This is a genomic window from Candidatus Thiodiazotropha endoloripes (assembly GCF_001708965.1).
GTDB lineage: Bacteria > Pseudomonadota > Gammaproteobacteria > Chromatiales > Chromatiaceae > Thiodiazotropha > Thiodiazotropha endoloripes.
Map to the genome: position 1 here is coordinate 641,098 of NZ_LVJW01000003.1, position 26,505 is coordinate 667,602.

The 26,505-nt window shown below is 52.3% G+C and carries 26 protein-coding genes; 13 read left to right on the forward strand and 13 right to left on the reverse strand.

What is annotated here, in order from left to right; genetic code table 11:
• Positions 1 to 26: 26 nt before the first annotated feature.
• The 3 genes from A3193_RS02980 to grxC are packed head-to-tail and all read right to left on the reverse strand — an operon-like array spanning position 27 to position 1,139.
• A complete protein-coding gene (locus A3193_RS02980) occupies positions 27 to 476 on the reverse strand; it encodes a hypothetical protein (RefSeq protein ID WP_069004684.1) in 450 nt (149 codons plus the stop codon).
• A gap of 2 nt (positions 477 to 478) precedes the next feature.
• Positions 479 to 883 (reverse strand): RNA-binding S4 domain-containing protein, encoded by a 405-nt coding sequence (locus A3193_RS02985; RefSeq protein WP_069004685.1) that lies wholly within the window; start codon positions 881 to 883, stop codon positions 479 to 481.
• Positions 870 to 1,139, reverse strand: coding sequence for a glutaredoxin 3 (gene grxC / locus A3193_RS02990; protein ID WP_069004686.1), 270 nt, complete (start codon positions 1,137 to 1,139; stop codon positions 870 to 872). Before grxC ends, A3193_RS02985 begins: the two co-directional genes overlap by 14 nt.
• Before the next feature lie 374 nt (positions 1,140 to 1,513).
• On the opposite strand from grxC, the gene pepN reads away from it, so the two are divergent.
• From pepN to A3193_RS03015, 5 genes are all read left to right on the forward strand, one after another.
• Positions 1,514 to 4,162 (forward strand): aminopeptidase N, encoded by a 2,649-nt coding sequence (pepN, locus tag A3193_RS02995; RefSeq protein WP_069014043.1) that lies wholly within the window; start codon positions 1,514 to 1,516, stop codon positions 4,160 to 4,162.
• 299 nt (positions 4,163 to 4,461) lie between these two features.
• A complete protein-coding gene (locus A3193_RS03000; RefSeq protein WP_069004688.1) occupies positions 4,462 to 6,015 on the forward strand; it encodes a CHAD domain-containing protein in 1,554 nt (517 codons plus the stop codon).
• On the forward strand, positions 6,015 to 6,758 hold the full coding sequence (locus tag A3193_RS03005) for a ParA family protein (protein WP_069014044.1): 744 nt from the start codon (positions 6,015 to 6,017) through the stop codon (positions 6,756 to 6,758). The genes A3193_RS03000 and A3193_RS03005 overlap by 1 nt, the downstream gene beginning before the upstream one ends.
• 277 nt (positions 6,759 to 7,035) lie before the next feature.
• Positions 7,036 to 7,968: an ABC transporter ATP-binding protein gene (locus tag A3193_RS03010; protein ID WP_069014046.1), complete on the forward strand. Its 933-nt coding sequence runs from the start codon at positions 7,036 to 7,038 to the stop codon at positions 7,966 to 7,968.
• Positions 7,965 to 8,741: an ABC transporter permease gene (locus A3193_RS03015; RefSeq protein ID WP_069014050.1), complete on the forward strand. Its 777-nt coding sequence runs from the start codon at positions 7,965 to 7,967 to the stop codon at positions 8,739 to 8,741. Before A3193_RS03010 ends, A3193_RS03015 begins: the two co-directional genes overlap by 4 nt.
• Positions 8,742 to 8,786: 45 nt before the next feature.
• Here A3193_RS03015 and A3193_RS03020 read toward each other — a convergent pair whose 3' ends face one another.
• The 3 genes from A3193_RS03020 to A3193_RS03030 all read right to left on the reverse strand — a co-directional run bounded on the left by A3193_RS03020 (position 8,787) and on the right by A3193_RS03030 (position 11,029).
• Entirely contained in the window at positions 8,787 to 9,674 is an 888-nt protein-coding gene (locus A3193_RS03020; protein WP_235614886.1) for an outer membrane lipoprotein-sorting protein, read from the reverse strand.
• Between the two features lie 137 nt (positions 9,675 to 9,811).
• A complete protein-coding gene (locus A3193_RS03025; protein WP_139116945.1) occupies positions 9,812 to 10,213 on the reverse strand; it encodes a hypothetical protein in 402 nt (133 codons plus the stop codon).
• A 387-nt stretch (positions 10,214 to 10,600) separates the two neighbouring features.
• Entirely contained in the window at positions 10,601 to 11,029 is a 429-nt protein-coding gene (locus tag A3193_RS03030; protein WP_069004696.1) for a rhodanese-like domain-containing protein, read from the reverse strand.
• A 148-nt stretch (positions 11,030 to 11,177) separates the two neighbouring features.
• Here A3193_RS03030 and A3193_RS03035 point away from each other — a divergent pair, with 148 nt between their 5' ends.
• The 3 genes from A3193_RS03035 (at position 11,178) to A3193_RS03045 (ending at position 15,506) form a co-directional block, all read left to right on the forward strand.
• The gene (locus tag A3193_RS03035; protein WP_083218259.1) at positions 11,178 to 12,095 is read left to right on the forward strand and encodes a lysophospholipid acyltransferase family protein; all 918 of its coding nucleotides are present in this window, start codon (positions 11,178 to 11,180) and stop codon (positions 12,093 to 12,095) included.
• A 283-nt stretch (positions 12,096 to 12,378) separates the two neighbouring features.
• Positions 12,379 to 14,253 carry a vWA domain-containing protein gene (locus A3193_RS03040; RefSeq protein WP_083218541.1) on the forward strand — a complete coding sequence of 625 codons (1,875 nt, stop codon included), beginning with the start codon at positions 12,379 to 12,381 and terminating at the stop codon, positions 14,251 to 14,253.
• Positions 14,250 to 15,506 (forward strand): hypothetical protein, encoded by a 1,257-nt coding sequence (locus A3193_RS03045; protein ID WP_069014056.1) that lies wholly within the window; start codon positions 14,250 to 14,252, stop codon positions 15,504 to 15,506. Before A3193_RS03040 ends, A3193_RS03045 begins: the two co-directional genes overlap by 4 nt.
• A 101-nt stretch (positions 15,507 to 15,607) precedes the next feature.
• Here the strand turns inward: A3193_RS03045 and soxZ are convergent, their stop codons facing one another.
• From soxZ to A3193_RS03060, 3 genes are all read right to left on the reverse strand, one after another.
• The gene (gene soxZ / locus A3193_RS03050; protein WP_068988116.1) at positions 15,608 to 15,922 is read right to left on the reverse strand and encodes a thiosulfate oxidation carrier complex protein SoxZ; all 315 of its coding nucleotides are present in this window, start codon (positions 15,920 to 15,922) and stop codon (positions 15,608 to 15,610) included.
• Positions 15,923 to 15,968: 46 nt separating this feature from the next.
• Complete coding sequence (gene soxY, locus A3193_RS03055; RefSeq protein ID WP_083218261.1) at positions 15,969 to 16,445, reverse strand: thiosulfate oxidation carrier protein SoxY; 477 nt, start codon at positions 16,443 to 16,445, stop codon at positions 15,969 to 15,971.
• Between the two features lie 810 nt (positions 16,446 to 17,255).
• Positions 17,256 to 18,716, reverse strand: coding sequence for a M48 family metalloprotease (locus A3193_RS03060; RefSeq protein WP_069014057.1), 1,461 nt, complete (start codon positions 18,714 to 18,716; stop codon positions 17,256 to 17,258).
• Between the two features lie 381 nt (positions 18,717 to 19,097).
• On the opposite strand from A3193_RS03060, the gene A3193_RS03065 reads away from it, so the two are divergent.
• Complete coding sequence (locus tag A3193_RS03065; protein ID WP_162272507.1) at positions 19,098 to 19,664, forward strand: Tll0287-like domain-containing protein; 567 nt, start codon at positions 19,098 to 19,100, stop codon at positions 19,662 to 19,664.
• 51 nt (positions 19,665 to 19,715) lie between these two features.
• On the opposite strand, the gene A3193_RS03070 is transcribed toward A3193_RS03065, so the two are convergent.
• The 4 genes from A3193_RS03070 to A3193_RS03085 form a co-directional block, all read right to left on the reverse strand.
• On the reverse strand, positions 19,716 to 20,948 hold the full coding sequence (locus tag A3193_RS03070) for a vWA domain-containing protein (protein WP_069014059.1): 1,233 nt from the start codon (positions 20,946 to 20,948) through the stop codon (positions 19,716 to 19,718).
• Between the two features lie 45 nt (positions 20,949 to 20,993).
• Complete coding sequence (locus A3193_RS03075) at positions 20,994 to 22,037, reverse strand: AAA family ATPase (protein WP_069004703.1); 1,044 nt, start codon at positions 22,035 to 22,037, stop codon at positions 20,994 to 20,996.
• A gap of 28 nt (positions 22,038 to 22,065) precedes the next feature.
• Positions 22,066 to 22,623, reverse strand: coding sequence for a hypothetical protein (locus A3193_RS03080; protein ID WP_069004704.1), 558 nt, complete (start codon positions 22,621 to 22,623; stop codon positions 22,066 to 22,068).
• Positions 22,624 to 22,830: 207 nt separating this feature from the next.
• Positions 22,831 to 23,376, reverse strand: coding sequence for a Smr/MutS family protein (locus A3193_RS03085; protein WP_069004858.1), 546 nt, complete (start codon positions 23,374 to 23,376; stop codon positions 22,831 to 22,833).
• A gap of 141 nt (positions 23,377 to 23,517) precedes the next feature.
• On the opposite strand from A3193_RS03085, the gene surE reads away from it, so the two are divergent.
• From surE to A3193_RS03105, 4 genes are read left to right on the forward strand one after another with little or no spacing between them, the layout of a single operon-like run.
• Positions 23,518 to 24,261, forward strand: a complete 744-nt coding sequence (gene surE / locus A3193_RS03090) for a 5'/3'-nucleotidase SurE (protein ID WP_069004705.1) — start codon at positions 23,518 to 23,520, stop codon at positions 24,259 to 24,261.
• A gap of 23 nt (positions 24,262 to 24,284) precedes the next feature.
• Positions 24,285 to 24,923 carry a protein-L-isoaspartate(D-aspartate) O-methyltransferase gene (locus tag A3193_RS03095; protein WP_479686387.1) on the forward strand — a complete coding sequence of 213 codons (639 nt, stop codon included), beginning with the start codon at positions 24,285 to 24,287 and terminating at the stop codon, positions 24,921 to 24,923.
• On the forward strand, positions 24,923 to 25,498 hold the full coding sequence (locus A3193_RS03100; protein ID WP_069004707.1) for a YqaA family protein: 576 nt from the start codon (positions 24,923 to 24,925) through the stop codon (positions 25,496 to 25,498). The genes A3193_RS03095 and A3193_RS03100 overlap by 1 nt, the downstream gene beginning before the upstream one ends.
• 48 nt (positions 25,499 to 25,546) lie before the next feature.
• Complete coding sequence (locus A3193_RS03105) at positions 25,547 to 26,452, forward strand: peptidoglycan DD-metalloendopeptidase family protein (protein ID WP_069014061.1); 906 nt, start codon at positions 25,547 to 25,549, stop codon at positions 26,450 to 26,452.
• The last annotated feature ends 53 nt before the right edge of the window (positions 26,453 to 26,505 follow it).

Genomic DNA, 26,505 nt, shown 5'->3' on the forward strand with positions numbered 1-26,505 from the left:
GAGTCTGCATGAGCCAATGGTATGGATCATCTGAGCCGGCGACGACCCTGATAGGCGGAGACATGTTGGATCAGTGTCTGGAAAGGCAGATTATCCAGGCTGTTGAATTCAGCCTTGGCACGGCTGATCAACTGAAACACATCCTCGATGACTTCCGGGGTTGTCTGATCCGGATAGAGTACAGAGAAGAGCCCACGCAGGCCACCCACCTGGAGCCGCATCGCCTTGCCGTGGGGCAGCACCTCATTGTCATTGTTTGATTTCAGCGCAAAGCGGGCCTGGTGGCGCAGATTCTTCAGCAATTCGAGACATTGGGCGTTGGCTTCATCAGAGATACAGTGAACACCCTCTCTCTCAGCAATACAGATCTTTTTTGCCTGGCTGCAGTTGCAGTGGCGGGAGAGCAGGCTTTTCTCATAGGCACAGAAACGCTCGTTCATCTCCCGATATGTACGACGGAAAGCGTCCTGGTCCATGATTATCCCGATTTATTGGTGAAACGGTGAATCATACGCCGGTCCCGTTTGGAGGGTTTGCCATGGGTTGGCTGCGGCATGCTGGCGCGTTCCAAGCGCTGAGCTTCAATCACCTTCTCCCGCCTGGCGACGCTCTCCGGGGTCTCTTCATAGAATAGTCGGGCCTCGGTTGCAGGTCGCCTTCGGTCTGCAGGTACACTCACCTGGATATCCCACTCCAGGGAGCCTTTATGAATTCTCAAGTGGCTTCCAGCCTTTACCTCTTTACCGGGCTTGGTTCGCTGTCCATTGAGGTGTACCTTGCCACCGTTGATCGCTTCGGCAGCGATCTGACGGGTCTTGAAAAAGCGTGCTGCCCAGAGCCACTTGTCGAGCCGCACGGTTGCTGTCAGATCAAAGTTCGTCATCCGCAATTCCCAGCAGCTGGTTGAGCTGCCCAGAGATCTCCATCGATGCCAGATCGTCATACCCACCCACATGAAAGTCATCGATGAAGATCTGCGGTACGGTATGTCGATTGCTGCGGCGCATCATTTCCTGCATGATTTCCTGATCATGATCGATCCGGATCTCCTCATAGGTGACGCCTTTGTTCTCCAACAGATGTTTGGCGCGAACACAGTATGGACAGATCGCAGTGGAATACATGACGACTTGTGGCATTAACAGGCTCCTAATGCTAACTGATTGTAATAACGATAAAAATAGTTTTTTATAATGGAGTAGTATCCTAACAGCAGGCCGATCACACTTCTACCGGAGGATAGCCTGTATCGGTTGATATGCCATGAAATCTACTGGGTTGCTGAGTTCGTCACAACAAGCTATTTGATCTAATTGGAGATATTTGATCCGCTCAGCCGTCTCTCTAGCAAGGGCTGATTTGAAGCCCTGAGCAGGATTTGCTCAGTCACCTGGTGAATGGCATGAGACAATTGTGGAACATCATTGTTGGATGCAACTGGCGGCTTTAGACTGCTCAAGATAAACGATCAATAGCCAACACCGGGGCTGTTTAACAACAGACAGGAATTTCGATGCGAACAGATAACGCCAAGTCCATCTATCTCAAAGACTATCAGCCGCCACACTTTCTGGTCGATCAGGTCTCCCTGGCGTTCGATCTGCAGCCGCAGAGGACGCTGGTTACCAGTCACCTGAAGATGCGTCGCAATCCTGCCTCGACTGAGCAGAGTCCGGAACTGGTGCTGGATGGTGAGAAGTTGAAACTCCTGCGGCTCGCCATTGATGACCAAGAGTTGCATGAGGCGGCCTATCAACTTGATGATCACACGCTGACCATTGCTGAGGTTAAAGAGCGATTCACCCTGTCGACCCAGGTAGAGATCAGGCCACAAGAGAATACCGCACTGGAAGGGCTCTATCAGTCGGGAAAGATGTACTGTACCCAGTGTGAGGCGGAAGGATTCAGGCGGATCACCTATTTTCCCGACCGACCCGATGTGATGGCCAGCTTCGAAACAACCATCATTGCCGATAAAGCGGCCTATCCGGTACTCCTCTCCAACGGTAACTGTGTCTATCAGCAGGATCTGCCGGAGGGGCGCCATCTGGTTCGTTGGGAGGATCCTTTTCCAAAACCCTGTTATCTGTTTGCCTTGGTTGCCGGCGATCTGAGGTTTCAGCAGGACAGCTACACCACCGGTTCCGGCCGCCAGGTCGATCTGCGTATCTATGTGGAACCGGAAAACATCGATAAGTGCGACCATGCAATGGTTTCGTTAAAACACGCCATGGCCTGGGATGAGGAGCACTATGGCCGGGAGTACGATCTCGATATCTTCATGATCGTTGCTGTCAACGATTTCAACATGGGGGCGATGGAGAACAAGGGGCTGAACATCTTTAATTCGAAATACGTGCTTGCCCGTCCCGATACGGCCACAGACAGTGATTTTCAACATATCGAGGGGGTGATCGCCCATGAGTATTTTCATAACTGGACCGGAAACCGCATCACCTGTCGGGATTGGTTTCAACTCAGTTTGAAAGAGGGATTGACCGTCTTCCGGGATCAGGAGTTTTCCGCCGACATGGGCTCCCGTGGGGTAAAACGGATTGAGGATGTGCGGCTGCTGCGCAGTCATCAGTTTGCCGAGGATGCAGGGCCGATGGCCCATCCGGTGCGCCCGGAGAGTTACATCGAGATCAACAACTTCTATACCGTCACGGTCTATGAAAAAGGTGCGGAAGTGGTCAGGATGCAGGCCAATCTATTGGGTGCCGAAACCTATCGCAAGGCAACTGATCTCTATTTTGAGAGACACGACGGTGAGGCGGTGACAACCGATGATTTCGTCAGATGCATGGAGGATGCGAGCGAGCGGGATCTGAGCCAGTTTCGTCTCTGGTACAGCCAGTCCGGTACACCTCAGGTTAGGGTGTCGACAAGCTACGACGAGCAGCAGGGGATACTGGAAATCACATTCAGCCAAACGACACCGGAAACCCCGGGACAGAAACAGAAACAACCCTTCCATATACCCATCGCACTGGCGCTTTTGGACAGTCAGGGAGAGTCGCTGCCGCTAAAGACCAGTGCGGCTGCAGCTGGCGCGTCCAGGGAGCAGGTGTTGGAGCTGACCGAAGCGACGCAGACTTTTGCCTTCCATGATCTTGTGCAACAGCCGGTGCCTTCGATCCTACGGGGTTTCTCTGCCCCGGTTAAGCTGGAGTATGACTACAGCGACGATCAGCTGATGTTCCTCATGGCAAGGGAGTCGGATGACTTTAACCGTTGGGATGCCGCGCAGACGCTGGCCAGACGTACCTTGTTGAAACTGGTTGCAGCCTGTCAACAGGGTTTGCCGCTGGCATTGCCGGGGGGATTCGTTGAGGCGTATCGTCTGGCGCTGACCGATCAGCAGGCCGACAAGGCGCTGTTGAGTGAATTGCTGAGTCTGCCTTCGGAATCGAACATCGGTGATCAGATGACGCAGGTGGATGTGGAGGCGGTACATCAGGCCCGCCAATGGCTGAAGCGGGCCCTGGCAGAAGCGTTGCGGGATGATTTTGCAGCTGTCTATGAACAGAATCAGTCAGATGCTTATGAGATTACCTCCGCGTCGATCGGGCAAAGACGACTCAAAAACCTCGCCCTGAACTATCTGATGAGTCTCGAAGCGCCACAGATCGACCGACTCTGCATGGCTCAGTTTGAAACAGCCGATAACATGACCGATGTGATGGCGGCTCTGCATGGGTTGGTCAATCGCGATATCCCGGAGCGGGATCGAGCGTTGAGCGATTTTGAAGCCAAGTGGCGGAAGGATCCCCTGGTCATGGATAAGTGGTTTGCGGTTCAGGCCGGCTCCAATCTGCCCGGAACCCTCTCCGGAGTGAAGGCGTTGATGGAACATCCGGCCTTTTCAATCCGCAATCCCAATAAGGTACGCAGTCTGATCGGTGCTTTCTGCTCGACCAATCTTTTTGCCTTTCATGCGTCCGATGGTTCGGGTTATGAGTTTCTCACCGATCAGGTGATCACTTTGGACACCCTGAATCCACAGATCGCTGCCCGCCTGCTGCGTATCATGAGTCGCTGGCGGCGTTATGATGAATCGCGCCAGCAATTGATGCGAAAAGCGTTTGAGCGGGTATTGGCGCAAACGGATATCTCTAAGGATGTGTTTGAGATCGCCAGTAAAAGTGTTGCTGAGGAGTAGTCTCAACCGCTCCGGCAGGCGCAGGGCTCAGCCCCCCTTAGCCGGTTATGAGCCATTTGGTTCCAGGCAATCTTTACGACGCTATCGACCCGGTGGGCTTCTGTCGGTATTGCCGCAGGTTTCCCGTTTTGTTGACCGGATAGAACCGGGTTGAGTCGGGTTCCAGCAGCCGGTTTGATTGCTCAATATCAATACCAAGCTGGAATTTCTCGTCTATGATCAACCCTATAGCTGATTTGGCATTTGTTTCACAAGGTCAGGTCAGTTAATCTTCATGGTTTGGTAATAGAGACGACAATATGCCCTTACACCCGATATCCTACCTGTTACCGGACGATTTCGATCTGCAGCAGTTGAAGAGTAGTTTCAAGGAATCCCATGGTTTACGGGAAGAGGTGCCCTCCAAACTAAAACTGACTTACTACGACAGTTTTGACTGGAGAGTCTGGAATGCGGGTGGTGAACTACACGAGGAGCAGGGCAGCCTCAACCGGCTCTGCTGGCACTCTATAAAAGGCCGTAAGGAACCGCTCGTCCAGGTCATCGATCAATCTCCCGGGTTTGTCAAAGATCTGCCTGCCGGTGCTCTGGCCGATCAGCTGGCATCCGTACTTGAAATGCGTGTCTTGCAACCCAAGGTCCATGTGATACAGCAGCAGCAGACACTGGCGCTGCTCGATTCTGAAGAGAAGACCGTGGTGAGAGTGGTGCTGGAACAGAACAGCTATGCCTCCATTGACGGCAAGCAGTCGGGTCGGTTGGAAGGCCGCATTGTGTTGAAGCCGCTGAAGGGCTATCTCAGCTATTTCGAGAAGATCGTCGAATACCTGAAGACGATGAAGCTGCGCAACTGCGGGCAGAGCCTCTACCAGGATGCACTGCAGGGTGCCGGTATCAAGCCGGGCGACTACAGTTCCAAGTTGAACTATCGTCTGGATCCCTATGCCAGTGCAGACGTTACGGCCAGGCAGATCATGTTGGATCTGCTGAATACCCTGGAGGCCAACGTTGCCGGGACCAAAGCGGATCTCGACAGTGAGTTTCTGCACGACCTTCGGGTTGCGACCCGGCGTACCCGCTCTGCGATGAGCCAGATCAAAGGGGTTTTTGATCCCCAGCAGCTTGAGCCGTTCAAGCGGGGATTCGGCTGGATCGGCCAGGTGACCGGGCCGACCCGCGATCTGGATGTCTATCTGTTGAAGTATGATCAGTATCGGGCCAGCCTGCCTGAAGCGCTGCAGGGGGATCTCGATCCTTTCTACAGCTATCTGTTGAATCACCATAAAACGGAACAGGCAAAACTGGTCAAGAAGCTCAACTCTCCCCATTTCCGCAAACTGGTCAAAACCTGGCGTGAGTGGCTCGAAGAGAGTAGAGCCGATCAGGAGAATGCCCCCAATGCGTCCAAGGCGACCGCCAAATTGGCTGACAAGCGGATCAGTAAGCTCTACGCCCGGGTCTTGAAAGATGGCTTGGCGATCGGCCCGGACTCGCCAGCCGAAATGTTGCATGAGCTGCGCAAGGATTGTAAGAAGCTGCGCTATATGATGGAGTTTTTTCAGAGTCTCTACCCCAAGCCGGCAATCCGTGAGTTGATCAAAGCAGTGAAGGTGATCCTCGATAATCTGGGGGAATTTCAGGACCTGGAAGTCCAGGCACACTCACTTGAGGATTTTGGTAGCGAAATGCTCAAAGAGGGGGCGCCGGCCAGTGCGTTGATGGCGATGGGGGTACTGGTGGGACGCCTGTTCGAACGGCAGGCAAACGCTCGAGAGGAGTTTGCCAATCTGTTTGCTGCCTTCAGCAGCGAAGGGAATCAAAAGGCCTTTCGAAAACTGTTTGGAGGGGCTTGATGCATATTCTCGGTGTTTACAATATCAAAGGTGGTGTGGGCAAGACGGCCACCGCAGTCAATCTGGCCCATCTGGCGGCCACGGAGGGCTATCGCACTTTGATCTGGGACCTGGATCCCCAGGCCGCCGCCACCTACTATTTTCGCATCAAACCCAAAGTCAAAGGCAGTAATAAACGTCTGATCAAAGGCAAGCTTGATCTCGATGAAGTGGTCAAAGCGACCGACTTCGAAAATCTGGATATGCTACCGGCAGACTTCTCCTATCGGAATATGGATCTGCGGCTGGAAGAGGCGAAGAATCCGACCAAGCAGTTGCTGAAACTGTTGCGACCACTGTCGCAAGCCTACGACTACGTTTTCCTCGACTGCCCGCCCAGTATCTCTCTGGTATCAGAGAATATCTTTCGAGCGGCAGAGGGATTGCTGTTGCCTTTGATCCCGACAACCCTGTCGCTGCGCACCTACCGGCAACTGCTCGATTTTCTGGAAGGTCATCGGATCACCGGATTGGAACTGATGCCTTTTTTCTCCATGGTCGACAGACGCAAACGAATGCATCTGGATGTGATGAAAAGCCTGCCTGACGAGCATGGAGAGCTGTTGAAAGCACAGATTCCCTATGCCAGTGATGTGGAAAAAATGGGTATCCACCGCATGCCGGTGCAGGCATTTGCGCCGAAAAGTGTTGCCGCCAGCTGCTACCAGGCGCTATGGCTTGAGATGCAGCGCCGATTGGGCTAGGTCCAGTGTGGCTGTGTTGTGACCTTCACAGCCGCAAATGGACGCTGATCACAGCTAGGGCTGATTGGATATTTGCTAACAGGTCCGATAACTCACAAATCAATCCCCGCTACAGATTACTTGGTATCTGCCAACCAGGACATAAGAATTAAGGCTTATGGCCGGGTCAGTAAGCCTCGTAAGGTTGCAATTTGCTGTAACTGCCCCCATTACAGCTGGACGAAAAGGAGTATGATACTCCTCCGCTTGGCGCTATGAGTCTGTAGGACCGAAAACATTGTCTGCACTGGTAATCGATAATCTTCACAAGACCTACCGTAACGGTTTTGAGGCGTTGAAAGGTATCAGCCTGAATGTGGCTGAAGGGGATTTTTTCGCCCTGCTGGGCCCCAACGGTGCTGGTAAGTCCACGGCGATCAGCATTATCGCTTCACTGACCAACAAAACAGCCGGACAGGTGAGCATCTATGGCAAGGATCTGGATCGGCAGAAGAACGAAGCCAAATCGATGATTGGGCTGGTTCCCCAGGAGTTCAACTTCAATATGTGGGAGCCGGTGGTTGAGATCCTGGTGAATCAGGCCGGCTACTATGGTATTCCCAGAAAAGCCGCCTTTCAGCGGGCTGAAGAGAGTTTACGTCAACTCGATCTGTGGGATAAACGGCATACCCAGGCACGTTGGTTGTCTGGCGGGATGAAACGTCGTCTGATGATTGCCAGGGCGCTGGTACATCGACCCAAACTGCTGATTCTGGATGAACCTACGGCCGGTGTCGATATCGAAATCCGCCGTGCCATGTGGCAATTCATGAAACAGATCAACAGCCAGGGTACAACCATCATCCTCACCACCCACTACCTGGAAGAGGCGGAAAGTCTGTGTCGCAATATTGCCATTATCGATCATGGCAGGATTGTCGAGCAGACCAGTATGTCCCATCTGCTGAGTCAGCTGAATACCGAACATTTCGTGCTCGATATCAGTAAGCCGCTGACTACGGCACCAGAGTTGCCGGGTTATAATCTGCAGCTGGTCGGTGATAAAACCGTTGAAGTCACGGTACAGCGCGAACAGAGTATGAACAGCCTGTTCGAATCCCTGACTCAGCAAGACATAGCAGTCATGAGTATGCGCAATAAACAGAATCGACTTGAGCAGTTGTTTATCGATCTGGTGGCTCAGTCGAAAAGCGAGGAGCAGAGCTCATGAGCTCAGGCCATGTAAAGCGTATCGCGTATCAGACCATTGTCACCAAAGAGGTGTTGAGGTTTGCCCGGATCTGGGTGCAGACCATCCTGCCGCCGGCCATTACCACCACCCTCTATTTTATTATTTTCGGTAAACTGATCGGCGAGCGTATCGGAATGATGGAAGGCTACAGCTATATCGAGTTCATCGTTCCCGGGTTGATCCTGATGTCGGTCATACAGAACTCCTATGCCAATGTGGTCTCCTCGTTTTTCAGTACCAAGCTACAGCACTACATTGAAGAGCTGTTGATCGCACCGGTGCCGAATTGGGTTGTGTTGGCCGGCTATGTGACCGGAGGCATGGCCAGGGGCTTGATCGTGGGCACGGTGGTAACCGGGATTTCACTGTTTTTCACCGACTTGACGATCAACAGTTACAGCCTGACCCTACTGGTATTTGTACTGACTTCAATCCTGTTCTCCCTGGCCGGATTCATCAATGCCGTCTACGCCAAGAGTTTTGATGATATCGCCATCGTCCCCACCTTTGTATTGATACCGCTGACCTATCTTGGGGGCGTGTTCTATTCGATACAGCTTCTGCCGGAGTTCTGGCAGAAGGTCTCCCTGGCCAATCCGGTCCTCTACATGATCAATACCTTCCGCTACGGACTGCTGGGGGTATCGGATATCGATGTACGGATCGCGCTGGTCATTATCATAGCCTTCATAGCCGTGCTGACATGGTACAGCTTGAGGCTATTATCCAGAGGCGTAGGTATCAAGGAGTAAAAAAGCTTCAGGATTAAAAGCGTTGTTTTGCGAACCGCAAACAATTCAACGCTTGATCTTGCGTAAAGTCTTTTCAGTCCAGAATGAGTTTCTGCGCTTTTTATTGTAACTGACCACTTTTTGTGGAATTACTGCCCAACTCTCCTGGCCGGTTCGCAGGTCGAGACCATACCAGTATTTCCAGAACAGTGCCCGTGGATCGCTGTCCCTATCACTGTCCACCAGTCCCCAGTCTCTGTCGATGACTTTGATCAGTTCGCCATCCTTGAAATAGAGGGTGCGATAGTCGGCAAAGCTTGAGGTGTCGATGTAACTGATCCGATGGTCGTACCACCAGTAGTCAAACCTGGTGGTACTCTTTAAACCATAAACCTCTTTGTTGATATGGCGGCAGCTACGTTCCGGGAGTTCCCCGACGTAGCGATAGTGCTTGCCTTCGAGGTCGTCGATGGTGCCCAGGCAGGTACGCAGTTTTTTCTTGCCGATCAGTTCATGCTCCTCATCTTCAGGCTTTCTCAAGGTGACATCGCCGAATGTAAAGACACTGCCTCCCCAGGCATCATCGTGTTGGGGTTGTGCGAATCTCCTGACCTTCCTCAGGGCGGGCAGCCAGATCATATAGTCTTTGTTTTTCTCTTCATCTTTGTATTCGGTAATCAACATTCCGGTGCCCCGCAATTTGCCGGAATGGAAGATTGCCAGGTCTCGTGATTGAATCGCTTCGTCTTCGGCCGATAGGTAATTGTTGTTCAGATGACGTTCCAATGCGGTGGCAGTGACTTTACCGCTGGAGGAGCGATTGATCAGTACGGTCATTGTGCGACCACGGCGCTCAATGGAGAAGTTCTTAAAAGCGTAAAAGTGATTGGCAAAGTAGACCTGTCTGGCGATCTCTTCAGCGTTGGGGATTTCATTTTCTACTGGTAACTCCAACGTGCTATCGACGTCTCCAAAGGCTGTTGTAGCAATAAAAAAGGAGATCAATAATACGCAAAGGCAGCTTAACCATTTGCCTGGCTTAAATAGAATGTTCATAGACTTTCGCTACAGCTAAATTGATGAGCAGAAGCTTAGTTGGGATTCTGCTTTTTGATTTCACTTGAATATTTGAAAATGTCCTTTTTGATCTCGTCCAGGTTGCCCGTCTTAAGATACTGCTGATGCAACTGATCCTTATATTGGTCAGGTAATTTGTTGTAGAAGATGAAGCTGCCTGGAGAGGCTTTCTTTAGAAACAGGGAAAAGTCTTGCAGATTTTCGTAGGTGAGACCGGCGTTACTGGTATCTGTACTGACTGTGCCGACCCAGGTTGATTCCGGTGGTGGTTCAAATATTCCGCTGTTGAACTCTCTGTAGTCAGCTTTTATCGCATCCAGATAACCGCTCTGCATGGCATGTAACTGATTGCCTATGGATAGACTGCTCAAGAGAGAAAGTAAGAATAGAGACTGTATGAGTTTTATCTGTCGCATTGAAAACCTCCCTGTGTTTCTTTGCTAAGCCTTTCGATCGCTTTTTTGATTCCATCTGTGGTCTAAACAAATTTTCCTCAGCTAGTACGATGCTGCCAAAAACCTGATGACCGAACAGTTTGCTCTTCCCTGTTGCAATACTGTCTATCCAGCAGAGTGATATTTACCACATCGATGCAGGAAAATCCCCTCTTTTGATTAAATACCATTCTAGTAATTGCTGTTACTGATCCATGTTCAGTGTATCCAATATGATACGTTTTGATACCTGGCCAGGAGATTGTTACACACAAAAGTAGCCGTTGATAGTATCCCGGGGCCTGTGCACTAGGTGGTTCCGCACCCGACCTTCAGGTCAACCCGGTGCAGAGGGTCCGATTGATTGTCTCAACACTGTTCCCAGGGTAGGCCGTGAAAGCGCCAACCTCCCAAGGTGCTACGTTGATGATCCTCATCAAGATCACCTTCAAATCCTTCATCGATATGGAAGACCCGAAAAAATCCTGCGTCGAGCAGTGCTTTTCCTGCTTCCAGTGAGCGCTTGCCGCTGCGACAGATCAGTATCACTGGTGCGCAACCCTCATCAATGGTGCAGATACTCCCCCCTAGCAGCAACTTTCGGATCTCGGTTACGAAATGGGGATTGACTGTCCACTCCGGTTCATCGATCCAGGGTACATGAACCGCGCCTTTGGGATGTCCGACAAACAGAAACTCCATGGTGGAGCGGATGTCCACCAGTACGGACCTGGAGTCATCCTGTATCATTTGCCAAGCCTGCTGTGGCGTCAGATTTTGTAGTTTTTGGTCGCTCATGAGAGCCTCCTCTGTGGTATATCTTATTCTCAATATGTTAGATGCTTTATGGATGAAAACAATCTATGGGTTTTACAGGGCCATTGAAAAGGGAAGTTTTCCCGGTTAATTCGGCAGACTCAGTCGACGGGTTAATAGTGATAAGCTAATGCTGCGATTTTGTGTACAATCCACGGTCATGTTAGAGCGGATTCTTTTCAAACTCTGGTACTCCCTGCATCGTCTGCCTCTCACCTGGTTGCATGCTTTGGGTCGGATGCTGGGCAGACTCTATACCCTGATTCCCAATCGGGAGCTGCGCATAACTGAAATCAATCTGGGTCTCTGCTACCCCGGGATGGATGAGGTCGAGCGGCATCAATTGCGTAATCAGACAATGCAGCAGATCGGCTGTACTCTGATGGAGATGAGTGCCATCTGGTTTCGACCTCTGGATGATGTGTTGGCAATGATCAACACGATTCATGGCGAGGAGCACCTAATACGGGATGAAGGGCAGGGGTTGATCATACTTGCACCCCATATCGGTTGTTGGGAAATCGTCGGCGTGGAACTGCAGCGTCGGGGCAGATTGACCAACCTATACCGTCCACCGAGAAAGGAGTCCTTCGGTGATTTGGTCAAACAAGCCAGAGAGCGGGGTGGGGCTGAACTCGTGCCGACCGACAATCGTGGTGTGAAGCGTATTCTGCAGGTGCTGAAAACGGGCGGCATGACGGGGATTCTGCCTGACCAGCAACCGAAATCCGAACGGGGTGCTGCGTTTGCGCCTTTTTTCGGCCACCCGGCACTGACCATGTTGCTGACCAACAAACTTGCCAGAAAGACCGGGGCAAAGGTGATCCTTGCCTGTGCTGAGCGCCTGTCGGGTGGGCGAGGCTACGATATTCATTATCTGCCAGCTCCCGAGGGAATTGCGGATGCTGATCCGCTACGAGCCGCCAGAGCCTTGAACCAGAGTGTGGAAACCCTGATCAACATGTTCCCGACCCAGTATCAATGGTCCTACAAGCGGTTTGCCAAACAGCCTGATGGGATCCCCTCACCCTATAAAATACAGCCCTGAACCACCCATCCTGCCGATTATTCACTTTGTCTGATCGAGATTTCACCCAGCCGGGTGATTAGGAATTAAAGAGCTACCCTGGTTAGCCGTTAAAGTGATAGGGCTTTGTATTTGACTCTTGGCCGGGTTGACAGGGTAAGTGTCCCTGCATCTCCTGGGAAGAGCCGGTAACCAACAGAAACAGAAGATCCGGCAAAGCTACATAAAAGGATTGGGCTGAATTGAGTCTCAACAGCCAGTTTGTCCTCAGTACGGCGGGTAATAGAGTCGGGGTTTCTCCAGAATGATGAAAGGAATTGCTAAAAGAGTTCTCATTGCCACACTGGTTTTATCCGTTATATCGGTACCGGCGGCTGTGGCCAAGACATCGGCTGAGAAGGCCGATGCACGCATTCTGATCGATGTTTCAGGGAGCATGAAGAAAAATGATCCGAAAAACCTGAGACGGCCGGCGCTTCGTCTGCTGGTAGGCCTGTTGTCATCAGAGACGCGTGCCGGGGTCTGGACATTCGGTCAATATGTGAATATGCAGATCCCCCTTGGACAGGTGGATAAAGCGTGGAAGCAGAAAGCCAGAAAAAGCTCAAAATCGATCGGTTCCCCTGGCCAGTTCACCAATATTGAGGATGCGCTCAAACGATCCACTGAAGATTGGAGTGGTCCCCCGGGGCCCTATCGTCGGAGTGTCATTCTGCTGACTGACGGTATGGTGGATATCTCCAAAGATAAAAAGAAGAATGCCGCCTCCAAGCAGCGAATTCTGAAGAAAATACTACCCAGACTGAAACAGCATCAGGTTACCGTGCATACCATCGCTCTGTCGAAAAATGCAGATCACGAATTGATGCAGGAGTTGGCAGGTCAGACTGGCGGCTGGTATGAACAGACCGAGACGGCGGATCAGCTGCAAAAGGTCTTTTTGAGAATCTTTGAGAAGGTTGGCAAACCCGATTCCGTACCCCTGAAAGACAACAAGTTCACCATTGATCCAAGCATTACCGAAGCGACCCTGTTGGTTTTCCATAAACCGGGAGCCAAGCCGACAGAAGTCATTCCCCCCGAAGGTCAGTCATACAATGCGGAAAATGCACCGGCGAATGTCAGTTGGCATCGGGATGAGGGCTACGATATGTTGACCATATCCGACCCTAAATCAGGTGAATGGCGAATTCGGGCTGAAGCGGATCCGGACAATCGGGTGATGGTGGTGACTGATCTGAAAATGGTGACCACCGATCTTCCCAACCGGATCATTCACGGATCGAGTCTGGACTATCAGGTAAGTTTTACCGATCACGGCAAGACCATTAGTAAACAGGAGTTTTTGCAGAAAGTGAATATCGCTGCCAACAGAAGCGATATTCTTGGTGACTCTGAGCCAAGGCCACTCGCGGATGATGGGCGTGTGCCGGATGCAAAGGCTGGAGATGGTTACTTCACGATGACTTTTGGTGGGGAAGCTCTGAACAGCGGTGTCGGTGAGTTGATCATCAATGCCCGGGGAGCAACATTCAACCGGGAGCGGCGCACCACCTATCAGGTCGTGCCTCCGCTGGAGATGAATCTGCAACCCCGTGAAGATGGCAAGACACTGGATCTGCAATTGAGTGCCGATGCCAAATTGATCGAACCCGGTTCGCTGCAGGTGGAAGCCTGGCTGGAGGATCAATCAGGGAATGAGCTGCCGCTCTCGCTGCAGTCATCCTCTGCGGGTGGGGAAGCGGTCGGTGTGATCGATCTGATGGGTTTTTCCGGTTCCAGAAAGGTTACCCTGAAAGCTCAGGCACGTACCCTGGATGGCGCAGTGGTTGACTATATAGACAGTCCGGCTGAGGTTGAAGGAATGAAACCACCGGAGCCGGAACCGGTGCCAACACCTCCTGAACCGGTACCTGAGCCTGCACCTGTCGCTGAACCGGTGCCGGAACCGGAAACGGAACCGGAACCGGAACCGGAACCGGAACCAGATCCTGCGCCTGAAGAGGAGCAGGGGTGGCTGGGAGCTGCAATCTGGTTCGGTGTTATCAATCTGCTGTTGATCATGATTGGTGGTGGTGTCTTCTGGTGGATCCGCAGATCAAATCGGAACAATCAGATCAGTCTGGTTGAGGCGTCTCCCGAGGCATCAGCTGAAGCTGAGCAGGAGAAAGCAGAATGATCGAAATCAGTTCATTGAGCGCAATGATCATTGCCGAAGTCATGCTCGGGCTGGTGATTCTGAGTGGACTTTTACTGCTGTTTACACTGCTTCGCAAACAACGGATACGGAAAGCGGCAAATCATCTGGCAGAGCGGGTGCAGAGTGATAAGGAGAAACGTTCCGAGCGGTTGAAAAAACTGTTGGAGGAGCAGTATCAGTTGCAGAGTCCCCAGCTTGACCAGACGCTGCATGGCATCATACAGACGGAGATGACGCTCTATCAGAATATGCTAAACGGATTTCTCAAAGATGATCAGGTCTATCTGCAACAGATCGATGTGGATGTGGAGAATCTGGTACTGGCCTATCAGGCGCTGGCTGGCAATGTCAGTGGTGGCGGTGGTGCGGACGATGTCAGCAGTGACGAGGTTGAAGCGCTGAAAGCAGAGAATGAGCGACTTGCGGAAGAACTCAAAGTGACCATGGATACCATGGGTCGTATGCTGAATGAATACTCAACAATGTTTGCTGATGGTGATGGCGGTTTTCCAGTGGAAGCGACAGCGGTTGCCGGTCAGGAGGCCAATGCGCCGTCTGATCAGGCTCAATCCGTAGCTGCTGAAGTGGCAGCGGAGCCACCTCCGGCAGAAGCAGCAGTAACTGGCACAGAACCCGACAGCGATGATGATATGGTCATCCCGGATATGACTGAGGAGGAGTTAACCGAATCCTCTCTATCAGAGCTGGAAGAGGAGAGTGTCGAGACAGAGATTGAACAACCGGTTGTAGCTGAAGCTGACTCTGATATTCCAGATCAGAGTGTGCCGGATGTGGAGATTCCAGATGTGGAAGCCTCTGATACGGACGTCTCTGATATTGAAGTGCCGGATGTGGAAATACCGGATGTGGAAATACCGGATGTGGAATCGGTGGCTGCGGACTCTGCCAATGTGGATGAAGAGGTCTCAGAGATCATCGATGAAGTGATGGAGATTGCTGATGATATGATGCACGAGACCGTTGAAGCCGAGGGGCAAACCGCCAGTGATGTAACATCAGAGGCCGAAGCGGAAGTTTCTGCTGAAAGCAGTGAGGTAACCGGGCAGAGCGGTGAATCGATGGTGGACGACCTCAACTCCATCGATATCGAAATACCTGAAATGGATAGCTCGGAAGTGGAGCAAGCGGAATTTGAGCCAGGCTCGCTGGAAGAGGAGTGGGCGAAATTGCTGGAAGAGGAATCTTCCGATGAGGAGAAAAAAGAGAGTTAACGCTGTTGGTTGGCAAACCTGCGAATAAAAAGGGCGCGTAATGCGCCCTTTTTATTTTATCGAATCGATACGATATGAACAGCCGTTACTGCAGCAGATCGTTATTTGATCTTGCTGGTCATGCTGTCGCTCTTACCGGTGTTGTCGGTCCAGCCGAGTTCGATATCATCCCCTTTGGCCGCACCGGAGAACTTGAAGGAGATGTAGGGGTTCTTGGAAACACCACCACTCCATTCAGCCATCATCACGGTATTGCCTTTGTGCTTGCAAACCACTTCCTGGATGAAGTGAGCCGGAATGGTTTTACCGGTCTTCTTGTCTTTACGGCCACCTGTCTCCATTGGATGGGTCATCAGGGCCTTAACTGTGGTTACACCACCTTTCTCTTTGGCGCGGATCTTGATCGATTTAGCCATGCTCTATACCTCGTATTCGTTATGTGCTTGACGGAATCAGCTGCGATCAGCCGCCGCAACCACCAATGGTGACTTTGACTTCTTTCTTGGCGCTGTAGAGCTTGCCGCCCGCTTTGACAACACCAACGACATCGCCAGTTTTACCCATTTTGATACGGGTAGAGACAAAACCGGTTGCACCTGGTCCCATGACGAAATTGGCAACCAGAGGCACTGGATTATTGGAAGCAATGATTGCGATTGATTCGACGCCATCAATGCTGGCATCAACTGTGATTGGTACTACGGCACCATTTTCTGCGATATCCGGTGCTTTGACTTTAATGTCTGCAGATTCTGACATGTCAGAACTGCCCAACAGTGCGTCCAGTGCACCAGAGAGCTCCTTAGCTTCAAAAGCGGCCTTGTTCCAGGCAGCCAGAACCTGCTGAGGAGCCAAAAGTCCGGTAGCGGCAGCGACACCTACCGAGCCAGCTGCGAGTGATCTTTTGAGGAAGATCCTGCGTTTCATTTCATTGCTCATTCATTCTCTCCAGACTGAGAAAGGTTAGTGATTAACGTTTGTTTTATGAAACTGAATGGGTTGGTCAATTTCATTGCCCAGTTCTCTGTGACAAAATTTGGTCGGGATTTATCCCTCAACCGTTGCAATCAGATTTGCCGGGTCATTGGCATTAATAAAGCTGTCGTCTTGAATTATTGTGCCTCGCAAGACATGTTGTTTCCGCTATGAAAAATCAACTGGATCACCATCAACTACCGGTTCGGTATTGGGATCACTCACGGTCACTCATGTTTGTCAGTGGCTTAGAACAACTTTTACAGTAAAAAGTTGCGACAGCTGTGCACCATGTCCTCCAGTGTTTATTTCGTTATCGAGGATGCATTCTTACCGGCTTCTTTTTATTTAAACGGATTTGCCGATAAACATTACCTTTACAGGTAGATCGTAAGAATACCGAATCAGAGAGCGATATCAAGCAAAAAATTTTGAAATATTAGTGCTTTGTGATGTTAGCAGCAGGGCACCCTTATGAAAGGCTTGGGTTTATTCTGCTTCGGGTAGGGGTTTTCCGGAATTAGAGTTATATGCTATCCCAACCACGGGTTTTACGGGGTATGGCATGGTTGATGGCTCAAACCCAGCCGATTTGGCCTGAAGATTGTGAAATGGCTGGGGTGACGCTCGAAATCGGGCCTGATTAGGCCATGAACTGTGGCAGCGGCAAGCCGGTATGGTTTTTTATCTGGGGCTGGCCTGGAATGGGTGAGATTCCGATCGATCTAGCGAACTCCTGGTGAGTTGGATTGGTGTTATCAAACCCAGGTCGGCTTACTGCTCTTTTTTGACCAGATCGCGAAGTTTTTGCAGCCGCGATTCGATTCTGGAAGTCTGATAGAAATCGCTCTGTTCCGCCTCTTTCAATGCAATCTCCAGCTGTCGGATGGCAGGGTGATACTCTCCTCTGGCCACATAGGACTCTGCCAGCATGCGGTGGGATTCAGCTTTCCGGCCGGCCTTTTGCTCAATCTTGCTGAGTAAGCGATAGAGCCTGGGATCCCTGTCGTGGAGCGTTAGGGTCTGCTGGGCCACGGATTTTGCCTCTGCGAGACGCTTGTTATCCGTCAGGTCCTCAATATAGGCGATTGAGATCGGGTAGCTTTCGGGCATCAGTTGATAGTAGGTCTCAAGCATTTTCAGCGCTTTTTCCGTCTCATCCTGATGCTTGGCGATTTCAGCGGAGAGCAACACATACTCCGGTTGCTGTGGTGCTTTATTGAGCAGTTTTTCAATCGCCTTTTCTGCCTTGTCATACTGATGGTCGGCCTTCAGCGCCAAGGCGTAGCCGTAACGATGCGCCTCCTGATTCAGATGGCGGCCTTCCTCCAGTCCTGTCGCAAAATGCTTTACCGCAGCCTTAGTATCCTTGAAGGATCTGACCCTGAGCGTTTCACGGGTGAGGAAATAGGTCAGATCACCAGGGTACTGTTTATAGGGGTAGGTCTCCGCTCTTCCGAGGGCGTCAGCAATGCGATTGGTGGTGACCGGATGTGTGCGCAGAATCTCCGGTATCCCCGAATCATAGAGGCGGCTGGCGTGGGTCAGTCGCTCGAAAAAAACCGGCATGGCACGGGGATCGAAGTTTGATTTAGCCAGAATCTTGATACCCACCGTATCAGCCTCTTCTTCATTGCTCCGGGTGAAGTTGATCTGCTCCTGTACGGCACTGGCCTGAACGCCGGTGGCCAGGGCAATCCCGGCATCCGGTGACGTGGCGGCGCCGACCAGGATGGAGGCGAGTAGCAGGGCGGCTGTCTTGCCGCTCATCTGATTTGCCGCATCAAAGGCCCGCAGCAGATGTTTTTGAGTGACATGAGCGATTTCATGAGCGATCACAGAGGCCAGCTCACTCTCGCTCTGGGTAGCGAGTATCAGTCCACTGTAGATACCGATATGACCGCCTGGACCGGCAAAAGCATTGACTTCAGGGCGCTCGATGACAAAAAAGTTAAACTCCTGACCGATGGCTTCACTCTGCTTGAGCAGTTTTTCACCCAGGGTTTGAATGTATTCCGCAATCAACGGGTCATCCATTACCGGGCTTGTTTTTCTGACGCTCTGCATGAATTCACGGCCAAGCCTGATCTCATCCGCAGGTGTCAGGTATTGATCTGATGGGGAGCCCAGTTCAGGCAGTTTGATGCTCTCTTCTTCTGTGACGGCGCTGGCTGTGGGAAGTATCAATGCCAGCAGGAGGAGCGTGATTCGGATATTCAGTGGTGTTCTTGCCATGCCAATTACTGATACCTGTGAATGCAGAATAGTTCCTGAATCAGAACTCTTATGGGGAGTGCCCATAATCGGACACGTCCATTGTATCGAGTTATCGAGTCCATGCCATCTTAGCGCCATATCTGTAGCGGTGATAGTCGGCCCTGGGTTGCTGGACGGATGAAATAAAATTATGGGTGGATTGAGTCATTGGTCTCTTTTGCGGCTTAATGGGTCAATGTTCGGTTTTACCTAAAACTCAATAAATCTTTAAGAATGAAGAGGTTGTCTTTTTGGGTAATTGCTTTAATCTAGCGCCTCACGACCAACCGGCCGGCTGGGAGTCGTGTGGATTTTGATCCCGACCGGTTTACATTGGGTATCAATTAACGGAGTTCCATGATGAAGAAAAGTGTAGTTTTATTTCTGGCATCCATTTTCCTAAGCGGAGGCGTTCAGGCAGATCAGGCCATGCAGGCCAATATCAAAGAGGGTAAAGGGGTGATCAAAGCCTATTTCGGTGATCTGAAAGGTGAACTGCAGAAGGGCATGAAAGAGAATGGCCCGGTCGCAACCATCTCAACCTGTAATACCGTTGCTCCCAGTCTTACAGAAGCCCACTCCCAGATGAGTGGTTGGGTTGTGGCTCGGACCAGTCTCAAGGTGCGTAATCCTGAGAATCGTGCCGATGCCTGGGAAACCGCTGTATTGAACGAGTTTGAAAACCGTAAAAGCGACGGTGAAGATCCGATGAAGATGATCAAAGCGGAAGTGGTTGAAGAAGACGGCCGTAAGGTTTTCCGTATGATGAAGGCAATTCCGACCGCTGAAGTCTGCACCAAGTGTCACGGTGCTGAACTTGCCGAGCCGGTCAGCGCTAAGCTCAAGGAGCTCTATCCCGCAGATGAGGCGCGTGGTTACAAGCCTGGTGATCTACGTGGTGCCTTCACACTGAAGAAAGCACTGTAATCAAATCCCGACATCGTCCTGGGTTCACGGCACGACACTTTGCTGCAGACATCAGTTGAGTTGGATGCGCTGACCCCAGGGGGTCTTCTGCTTGCCTTTGACCAGCCAGATGACCGGGTAGTAGGGTGCATGGGGGGGGAAGGCCCCCTCCGCATCGGTAAAATAGACTACCAGATCGGGGCTCTGGTCCTGCTCCGCGATCCACTCGAAAACCGGATTGAAACTGGTACCACCACCCCCGGTGATTTTTTCAGGCAGTTCGAACTCCTCCCAGGATTCGTAGACCCAGGGAGCCTCTTCGGCAATGGCTGAATCGCAGGCGAGCAGGGTGACTCGGGCCCGCATCTGGCCTTTGAGTGCATTGATCTCGGCCAGAAACTCCCCCATCTCCTGATCCTGTATCGAGCCACTGGTATCCAGGGCAACCACCAGTTCCAACTGATTGCTGCGCAGGCTCGGTAATATGAATTCTCCCTCTCGACGTGAGGGTCTTTGATAACTGAAGTCATCCCTTGCCAGTGCGGTCATATACCGCGCCAGCAGCAGTCGCCATGGAAGCTGGGGTTGCAACAGATGGTCGACCATTCGGGCAATTGCACCATCCAGCTTGCCTGCCTGCATCGCCTGTTGGGCTGCCCCGGCCATTCGTTGCTGCCACTGGATATTCAGGGTCTCAGCCTCATCCGGAGACAGGGGAGGGGGTTGTGAGGCGGCGTTGCCTGAACCGCTGTTGGGATTATCAGGCTCGTCACCCTCTTGTTCGTTATGGTTCTCCTGCTGGCTGTTGGCCATATCCTTTTCTGTTTTGCCGCTGCCGGACTGTTTGGTGTTGTCCTGGTCATAGACATGATTGTCCAGTGGTTGGTCGTCATTGTTTTCATCCAGGCAGGGGTAGATCTCTTCAGCGGTCATGCCGCTGAACTGGGGTAGCATCAAGGATCCCGGTGGTGGCTTCAGCCCATCCTCGGTGAGCAGGGGATTGATCGCATAGTCACAGGCCATATCCCAATGCAGCTTGGTTCGATGCTGTCGTCGGGCAAAATGGGAGAGGGCGCAGTGCAAGGCCTCATGGGCAAGCATGAACTGGGTTTCATCGAGGGTGAGCTGATCGATGTACTCGGGATTGTAATAGAAGGATTTGGCGTCAGTGGCGGTGGTCGGACACCAGTCTGAATTGGCTTCCTGCATGGGAAGCCGCATCACCAGTGCGCCGAGGAAAGGTTTATCAAGAATCAGCTTGGTCCGTGCGGCGGCCAGTTTGGTCTCGATCTCATCTTGATCCATCAGCACTCCTGGTTAGCATGAGACAGTGCACTTGTAGTGGGGTTCTCACTCATACAGCATCACATCGGACACCGCCTGTGCCCAATCATTGAACTGTGGAACGCTGAACAGGGTTTCACCGATCGCGCGGTGCATATCGGAAACCAGCATCACACCCATCTCCCGTTGCGGAAAACGGCCGGCATATTCGAGTATGCGGCCATGCACCTCAAGTCCATTACCCGACTCGTTTGCCCGGATGGCGCGACCGACCAGTGCGGAGGCAACCGCATACTGCAGATCGATCTCATTGGGTATCGAGACCTCTTCGCCGCGTAATATCGCATCCAGATCGGGCATCTTGTCCAGGCTGTTGACGAAGGCATGAAGCTCTATCCCGGCGGCCGGTCCAACACAGGCTTGCAAGGCACCTTGAAGCAGTTGTGGGTGGTCGATGAATTTCTGCAGTGCCCGATGAGCAAATTCCCAGGAGCGTGGCGACGGAAAGGCCACCGGGTTATGCGCCGGGTCGAAATCGAACAGCAGTTCAGGGCGGAAACGCAGAAAGGCGATGATCCGTTCATCAATCTGATTACGGTAGGCCCAGGCGACCCAGTCATCCAGATTGGTCTCTACCTCAAAATGGGAGAAGCGGTTGGCCAGAGGTGCGGGCATACTGTAGGTAACCCCCCGGTCACCCTGGCGGTTGCCTGCAGCGAAGATGGCCCAGCCTTCCGGAACCTGATATTCGCCCAGGCGTCGATCCAGTATCAGTTGATAGGCTGCGGCTGAAACCGTGGGCGGGGCGGAAGTGATCTCATCGAGAAACAGGATACCCTCGCTGCCATGGCGCTGTTCATCGGGCAACAGAGAGGGAATCGCCCATTCGACGCTGCCGTTGGTGCGGAAGGGTATTCCGCGCAGATCACTGGGCTCCATCTGTGAGAGTCGGATGTCGATCACCGGAGCCTGATGCTTATGCGCGACCTCACGAACCATGTCCGATTTGCCCACACCGGGCGGACCCCAGAGCATCACCGGGGTGTGGTGGCCGGCACGGGTACTGATGAACTCTTGCTCAAGAATGGTAAGTAGCTGGATGGGACGCATATTGACTTCCTGGGTCGTATTAACAGGCCTAATCGAAGAGGTTTCTGATTGCACGGGAGAGCTGTTTATAGACCTCCGGCCCATCCACATCCATGACCTGATCGATCACCCAGCGGTTGTCGTGCTCATCGCTGGTCATCACCTGCTGTATCTCATACCCCAAATGGCGCAGGAATGGGTAGCTGGGTCCCTGATCGCCGAAGTTGAACTCGGCATACTCGGCAGATCGCTCGTTGTAGAGGGCGATCAGATGGTTGGCATGGTCACCGGATCCGAGCAACTCGTTGGCGTTTTCGTGATAGTGGTCGGCCAGCTTCATCACCAGGGCAGTAATCGTCGCCACCCGGTTTTCATCGTCTCCCATCTGGTGGATCAGACGATCAGCGATCTGAACCTCGTAGATCAGATACTCGGCAATCACCGCCAGGCGCTGTTGATCATTGTGATAGACAAAGTTCTCCCCATGCAGGGTGATCGCCTTGTCCAGTGCGATACGCCAGGCAATAAACGCAATTGCACCACCAATCTCATCAGCTGAACGTGCGGCATCCTCATCGTGCCATTGACTCTTGATTCTGATGGCCAAGTTCAATTTCTCCTATTGATCTCAATCGGTCCGGTGTTTACCGGAGTCGGCAGTCAAGTCGCGGGTCTGGGGGGAGGCGTCATCGGATAGTGATGTTACTTGTACTGCATTATAATAACCTAGCATTTTACTCGGTTTAAGCTGAATTTCAATGCCTGTGGCGCATAATCACCGAAATCGATTCATCCGCCTGCTTCTGAGCGGTTATCAGCGACTGCTCTTATCCGGATTACGCAGTAAAACATAGGCTGCGCCGGTTCCGCCATCCCGGCGGGGTGCCGATGTGAAGGCCAGGACATCGTCTCTTTGGCGTAGCCAGATGTTGAGTTTGTGCTTAAGAATGGGCTGTCTGCCTTCCGAGCCATAACCCTTGCCGTGTATGATCCGGACACAGCGAATCCGCCGCTCATGACACTGCTTCAGAAAACCATCCAGGTCAGCTCTGGCATAGCGAACCGTCAATCCATGCAGGTCCAGTTCCCCGCCAATCTCCAGATACCCCCGCTGCAGGTCGTGCATCAGGCGGTTTTGTACGCCGGGCCGGGCAAAATAGAGTACCTCCCCGGTTTCGATCTCGTGATCCGAATAGTGGTCCTGTGAGGACTCCTCCTCATCCCCAACCGGTAGATTCAGCGGTCTGGGCGTCAGACGGCGGCGATAGGGTTCCGCGCGTGACTCATTGAGTGGCACAGCATCCCCGAGTTGCTCGTGGAAGAGTGCTTTGTCATCGGATTTGTCGCTGTTTTTGCTCATCTTCAGGTTGAGGGTTCAGTGTCTCGTCATTTAATGTTAACAGGCCCTGTGAGCAGTTGAGAAGAATCTCAATCCCGCTGTTCACCCGCTGGGGATTTGGAGGGTGAGACTGATCAATATTTACAGTATATTGTGCCCCCTATGAACATCCTTCTGAGTAATGACGACGGCTATCAGGCCACTGGACTGATGATGCTGGCCGAGCAGCTGTCTGAAGTCGGCAATATTGTGGTTGTGGCCCCTGATCAGGATCGCAGTGGCGCCAGCAACTCCCTGACTCTGGTCAATCCGTTACGTGCCCTGACCATGGAGAATGGCTTCATTCGGGTGGATGGCACACCGACGGACTGTGTCCATCTGGCGATCACAGGATTACTCGAGCAGGAGCCGGACCTGGTGGTTTCCGGCATCAATGCCGGACCGAATATGGGGGATGACGTGCTCTACTCGGGTACAGTTGCTGCTGCTACCGAGGGCCGCTTCCTCGGTCTGCCTGCAGTTGCTATCTCTATGAACTCCCACAATCCGCAACATTTCGAGACGGGTGCACAGGTTGCCGAGATTCTGGTCAGAAGACTGATCGAGGCACCGTTGAGTGAGAGTGTCATTTTGAATGTGAATGTGCCGGATATTGCCTATTCGGAGTTGCAGGGTATTGTCTCCACCCGACTCGGGCATCGTCATAAAGCGGAGCCGGTGATCAAAAGCCAAGATCCAAGAGGCAGAACCATCTATTGGGTAGGCCCTGCCGGGGCTGAGCAGGATGCGGGACCCGGTACCGATTTTCATGCTGTCAGGCAGGGATATGTCTCGGTAACGCCTCTGCATGTGGATCTGACCCGCCACAGTGCATTACCGATCCTAGATGAGTGGCTGAAAACATGATTATCAGTGGCGATCACCAGGGTATCGGCATGACCTCCCAGCGAACCCGGGAAAGGCTGGTGGAGCGTTTACGCACCAAGGGAATCCGCAATCTGGCGGTACTGGAGGCGTTACGTAATACGCCGCGACATATTTTTGTCGATGAGGCGCTGGCCAGTCGTGCCTATGAGGAGACGGCACTGCCAATCGGCCATGGCCAGACCATATCACAACCCTATACGGTGGCGCGGATGACCGAGGCACTGCTGGAAGGTGGTACGCCGGAGAGCGTATTGGAAATCGGTACTGGATCAGGCTATCAGTGTGCAATTCTCGCTCAGCTGGTTCGACGGGTTCACAGTGTTGAACGAATCTCTGCGCTGCTTGATCAGGCGCGGGCCAGGTTCCGGGAACTTGGACTGCGCAATATCCGTCTCAAGCATAGTGACGGTGGAGTTGGGCTTCCCGAGTATGCACCCTATGACGGCATACTCGTTACGGCCGCAGCGGAGGCTTTGCCTCAGAGTCTGCTGCGACAATTGGCCGTGGGCGGGCGTTTGATTCTGCCGGTAAAGAGTAATCAGGGACAAGTGATGTTACGTATTATCCGGACCGAAGATGGTTTTCAACAGCAGACATTGGAGTCCGCAAATTTCGTACCCTTGGTTGGAGGGATGATTTAGTGAGACTCTTTTCATCCCTCTATGCCCGTACGATGAAATGGTCCAGACACCCCCATGCGCCTCGCTATCTTGCCGGGTTGAGTTTTGCTGAATCCTCATTTTTTCCGATTCCCCCGGATGTGATGCTGGCGCCGATGAGCATGGCGGAACCATCGAGGGCCTGGTTTTATGCCGGTTTGACCACCGTGGCCTCTGTCGTCGGGGGCATTCTGGGGTATTTCATCGGTCTGTTTGCCTTCGATCTGATCGAGCCGTTACTCAGGGACTGGGGCTACTGGGATGGCTATCTCGCCGCTAAGGATTGGTTTGGTCGCTGGGGCTTCTGGGCGGTTTTTCTGGCGGGGTTTTCACCGATTCCCTATAAGATTTTTACCATCACAGCGGGTGTTGTGGCGATGTCGTTCATCCCCTTTGTTATCGCTTCATTGATCGGCCGGGGAGCAAGGTTTTTCCTGGTGGCCGCATTGATGGCCTGGGGTGGGGCCCGTATGGAAAGGGCATTGCATCGCTATGTGGACCGGTTGGGGTGGATCATGGTGGTGGCATTTGTGTTGTTGTTCATATTCCTGAAATAACAGAGGGGTGCTGAGTGTGAGCAGAGCAAAACAGTCCCTGGGTTGCCTATGAGAGACAACGGCAGTTCGACTGGCATATCCCTGTCACTCCCCGTGATGATGCTCTGTCTGCTGATCGGTATCAGCGCCTGTTCCACCAAAGGCAGTGCACCGGTATACAATCGTGCAGTCAGCCCTTCCCAGCAGGGGGTAGCCACAGCTTCGAACAATAAGCCTGTCAGCCCATCGGCACACAGGTATAAATCCTCCAGGACATACTATCTCGTACAGCCTGGGGATACGCTCTATGCGATTGCCTGGCGACACTATCTGGAACATGAACATCTGGCAGCCTGGAATGGTATTAAAGCCCCCAGCTATTCAATCTATCCGGGGCAGCGGCTGCGCCTGAAGCCGCCGGAAGTGCGAAAAAAGCGACAGAGGCAGCCGCTCGATACCACACCAGTGAAAAAGGTTGTAAAAATGCCTCAACCCACAACACCTGTTGTCAGACCTGTCACCAAGTCTCCGCCAAAACCAACAGTCGCTAAATCAGTACCGCTCAAAAAGAGTGTGGCCACAAATCAGAAAAAGCGCGTTAAGTTAGCCTGGCGTTGGCCGACCAAAGGAAGAGTGGTGCAGACTTTTTCATCCTCTGATCAGAATCGCAAAGGCGTCCGGATCGGTGGAGAGATCGGTCAGCCAATCAAGGCCGCTGAGGCGGGTCGTGTGGTCTACGCCGGTGGTGGATTGGTCGGTTACGGCAATCTGGTCATCATCAAGCATGACAAGAATTACCTGAGCGCCTATGGATACAATCGAAAACTGCTGGTAAAAGAGGGTGATAATCTCGCCAAAGGCGATATAGTGGCGCACATGGGTTCGCCACACAGCGGTGGTCAACCGGTGCTGCATTTTGAGATCAGAAAACAGGGGAAGCCGATTAATCCCCTGCCGCTGTTACCAAGAAAATAGATAATTACGATAGCTGGACTGGCTTTAGCGTTCGGATTTGGGAGTGACATGAC

What these genes read in the sequence shown, in the direction of transcription:
- A3193_RS03085 (WP_069004858.1), bottom strand. Translation starts at nt 23,376, where the DNA reads ATGAGCAAAAACAGCGACAAATCCGATGACAAAGCACTCTTCCACGAG.
- A3193_RS03000 (WP_069004688.1), top strand. Translation starts at nt 4,462, where the DNA reads ATGCCCTTACACCCGATATCCTACCTGTTACCGGACGATTTCGATCTG.
- A3193_RS03040 (WP_083218541.1), top strand. Translation starts at nt 12,379, where the DNA reads ATGATGAAAGGAATTGCTAAAAGAGTTCTCATTGCCACACTGGTTTTA.
- A3193_RS03025 (WP_139116945.1), bottom strand. Translation starts at nt 10,213, where the DNA reads ATGCGACAGATAAAACTCATACAGTCTCTATTCTTACTTTCTCTCTTG.
- pepN (WP_069014043.1), top strand. Translation starts at nt 1,514, where the DNA reads ATGCGAACAGATAACGCCAAGTCCATCTATCTCAAAGACTATCAGCCG.
- A3193_RS03035 (WP_083218259.1), top strand. Translation starts at nt 11,178, where the DNA reads ATGCTGCGATTTTGTGTACAATCCACGGTCATGTTAGAGCGGATTCTT.
- A3193_RS03045 (WP_069014056.1), top strand. Translation starts at nt 14,250, where the DNA reads ATGATCGAAATCAGTTCATTGAGCGCAATGATCATTGCCGAAGTCATG.
- soxZ (WP_068988116.1), bottom strand. Translation starts at nt 15,922, where the DNA reads ATGGCTAAATCGATCAAGATCCGCGCCAAAGAGAAAGGTGGTGTAACC.
- A3193_RS02980 (WP_069004684.1), bottom strand. Translation starts at nt 476, where the DNA reads ATGGACCAGGACGCTTTCCGTCGTACATATCGGGAGATGAACGAGCGT.
- A3193_RS03065 (WP_162272507.1), top strand. Translation starts at nt 19,098, where the DNA reads ATGAAGAAAAGTGTAGTTTTATTTCTGGCATCCATTTTCCTAAGCGGA.
- A3193_RS03060 (WP_069014057.1), bottom strand. Translation starts at nt 18,716, where the DNA reads ATGGCAAGAACACCACTGAATATCCGAATCACGCTCCTCCTGCTGGCA.
- A3193_RS03105 (WP_069014061.1), top strand. Translation starts at nt 25,547, where the DNA reads ATGAGAGACAACGGCAGTTCGACTGGCATATCCCTGTCACTCCCCGTG.
- A3193_RS03005 (WP_069014044.1), top strand. Translation starts at nt 6,015, where the DNA reads ATGCATATTCTCGGTGTTTACAATATCAAAGGTGGTGTGGGCAAGACG.
- soxY (WP_083218261.1), bottom strand. Translation starts at nt 16,445, where the DNA reads ATGAGCAATGAAATGAAACGCAGGATCTTCCTCAAAAGATCACTCGCA.
- A3193_RS03070 (WP_069014059.1), bottom strand. Translation starts at nt 20,948, where the DNA reads ATGGATCAAGATGAGATCGAGACCAAACTGGCCGCCGCACGGACCAAG.
- grxC (WP_069004686.1), bottom strand. Translation starts at nt 1,139, where the DNA reads ATGCCACAAGTCGTCATGTATTCCACTGCGATCTGTCCATACTGTGTT.
- A3193_RS03015 (WP_069014050.1), top strand. Translation starts at nt 7,965, where the DNA reads ATGAGCTCAGGCCATGTAAAGCGTATCGCGTATCAGACCATTGTCACC.
- A3193_RS02985 (WP_069004685.1), bottom strand. Translation starts at nt 883, where the DNA reads ATGACGAACTTTGATCTGACAGCAACCGTGCGGCTCGACAAGTGGCTC.
- surE (WP_069004705.1), top strand. Translation starts at nt 23,518, where the DNA reads ATGAACATCCTTCTGAGTAATGACGACGGCTATCAGGCCACTGGACTG.
- A3193_RS03030 (WP_069004696.1), bottom strand. Translation starts at nt 11,029, where the DNA reads ATGAGCGACCAAAAACTACAAAATCTGACGCCACAGCAGGCTTGGCAA.
- A3193_RS03075 (WP_069004703.1), bottom strand. Translation starts at nt 22,037, where the DNA reads ATGCGTCCCATCCAGCTACTTACCATTCTTGAGCAAGAGTTCATCAGT.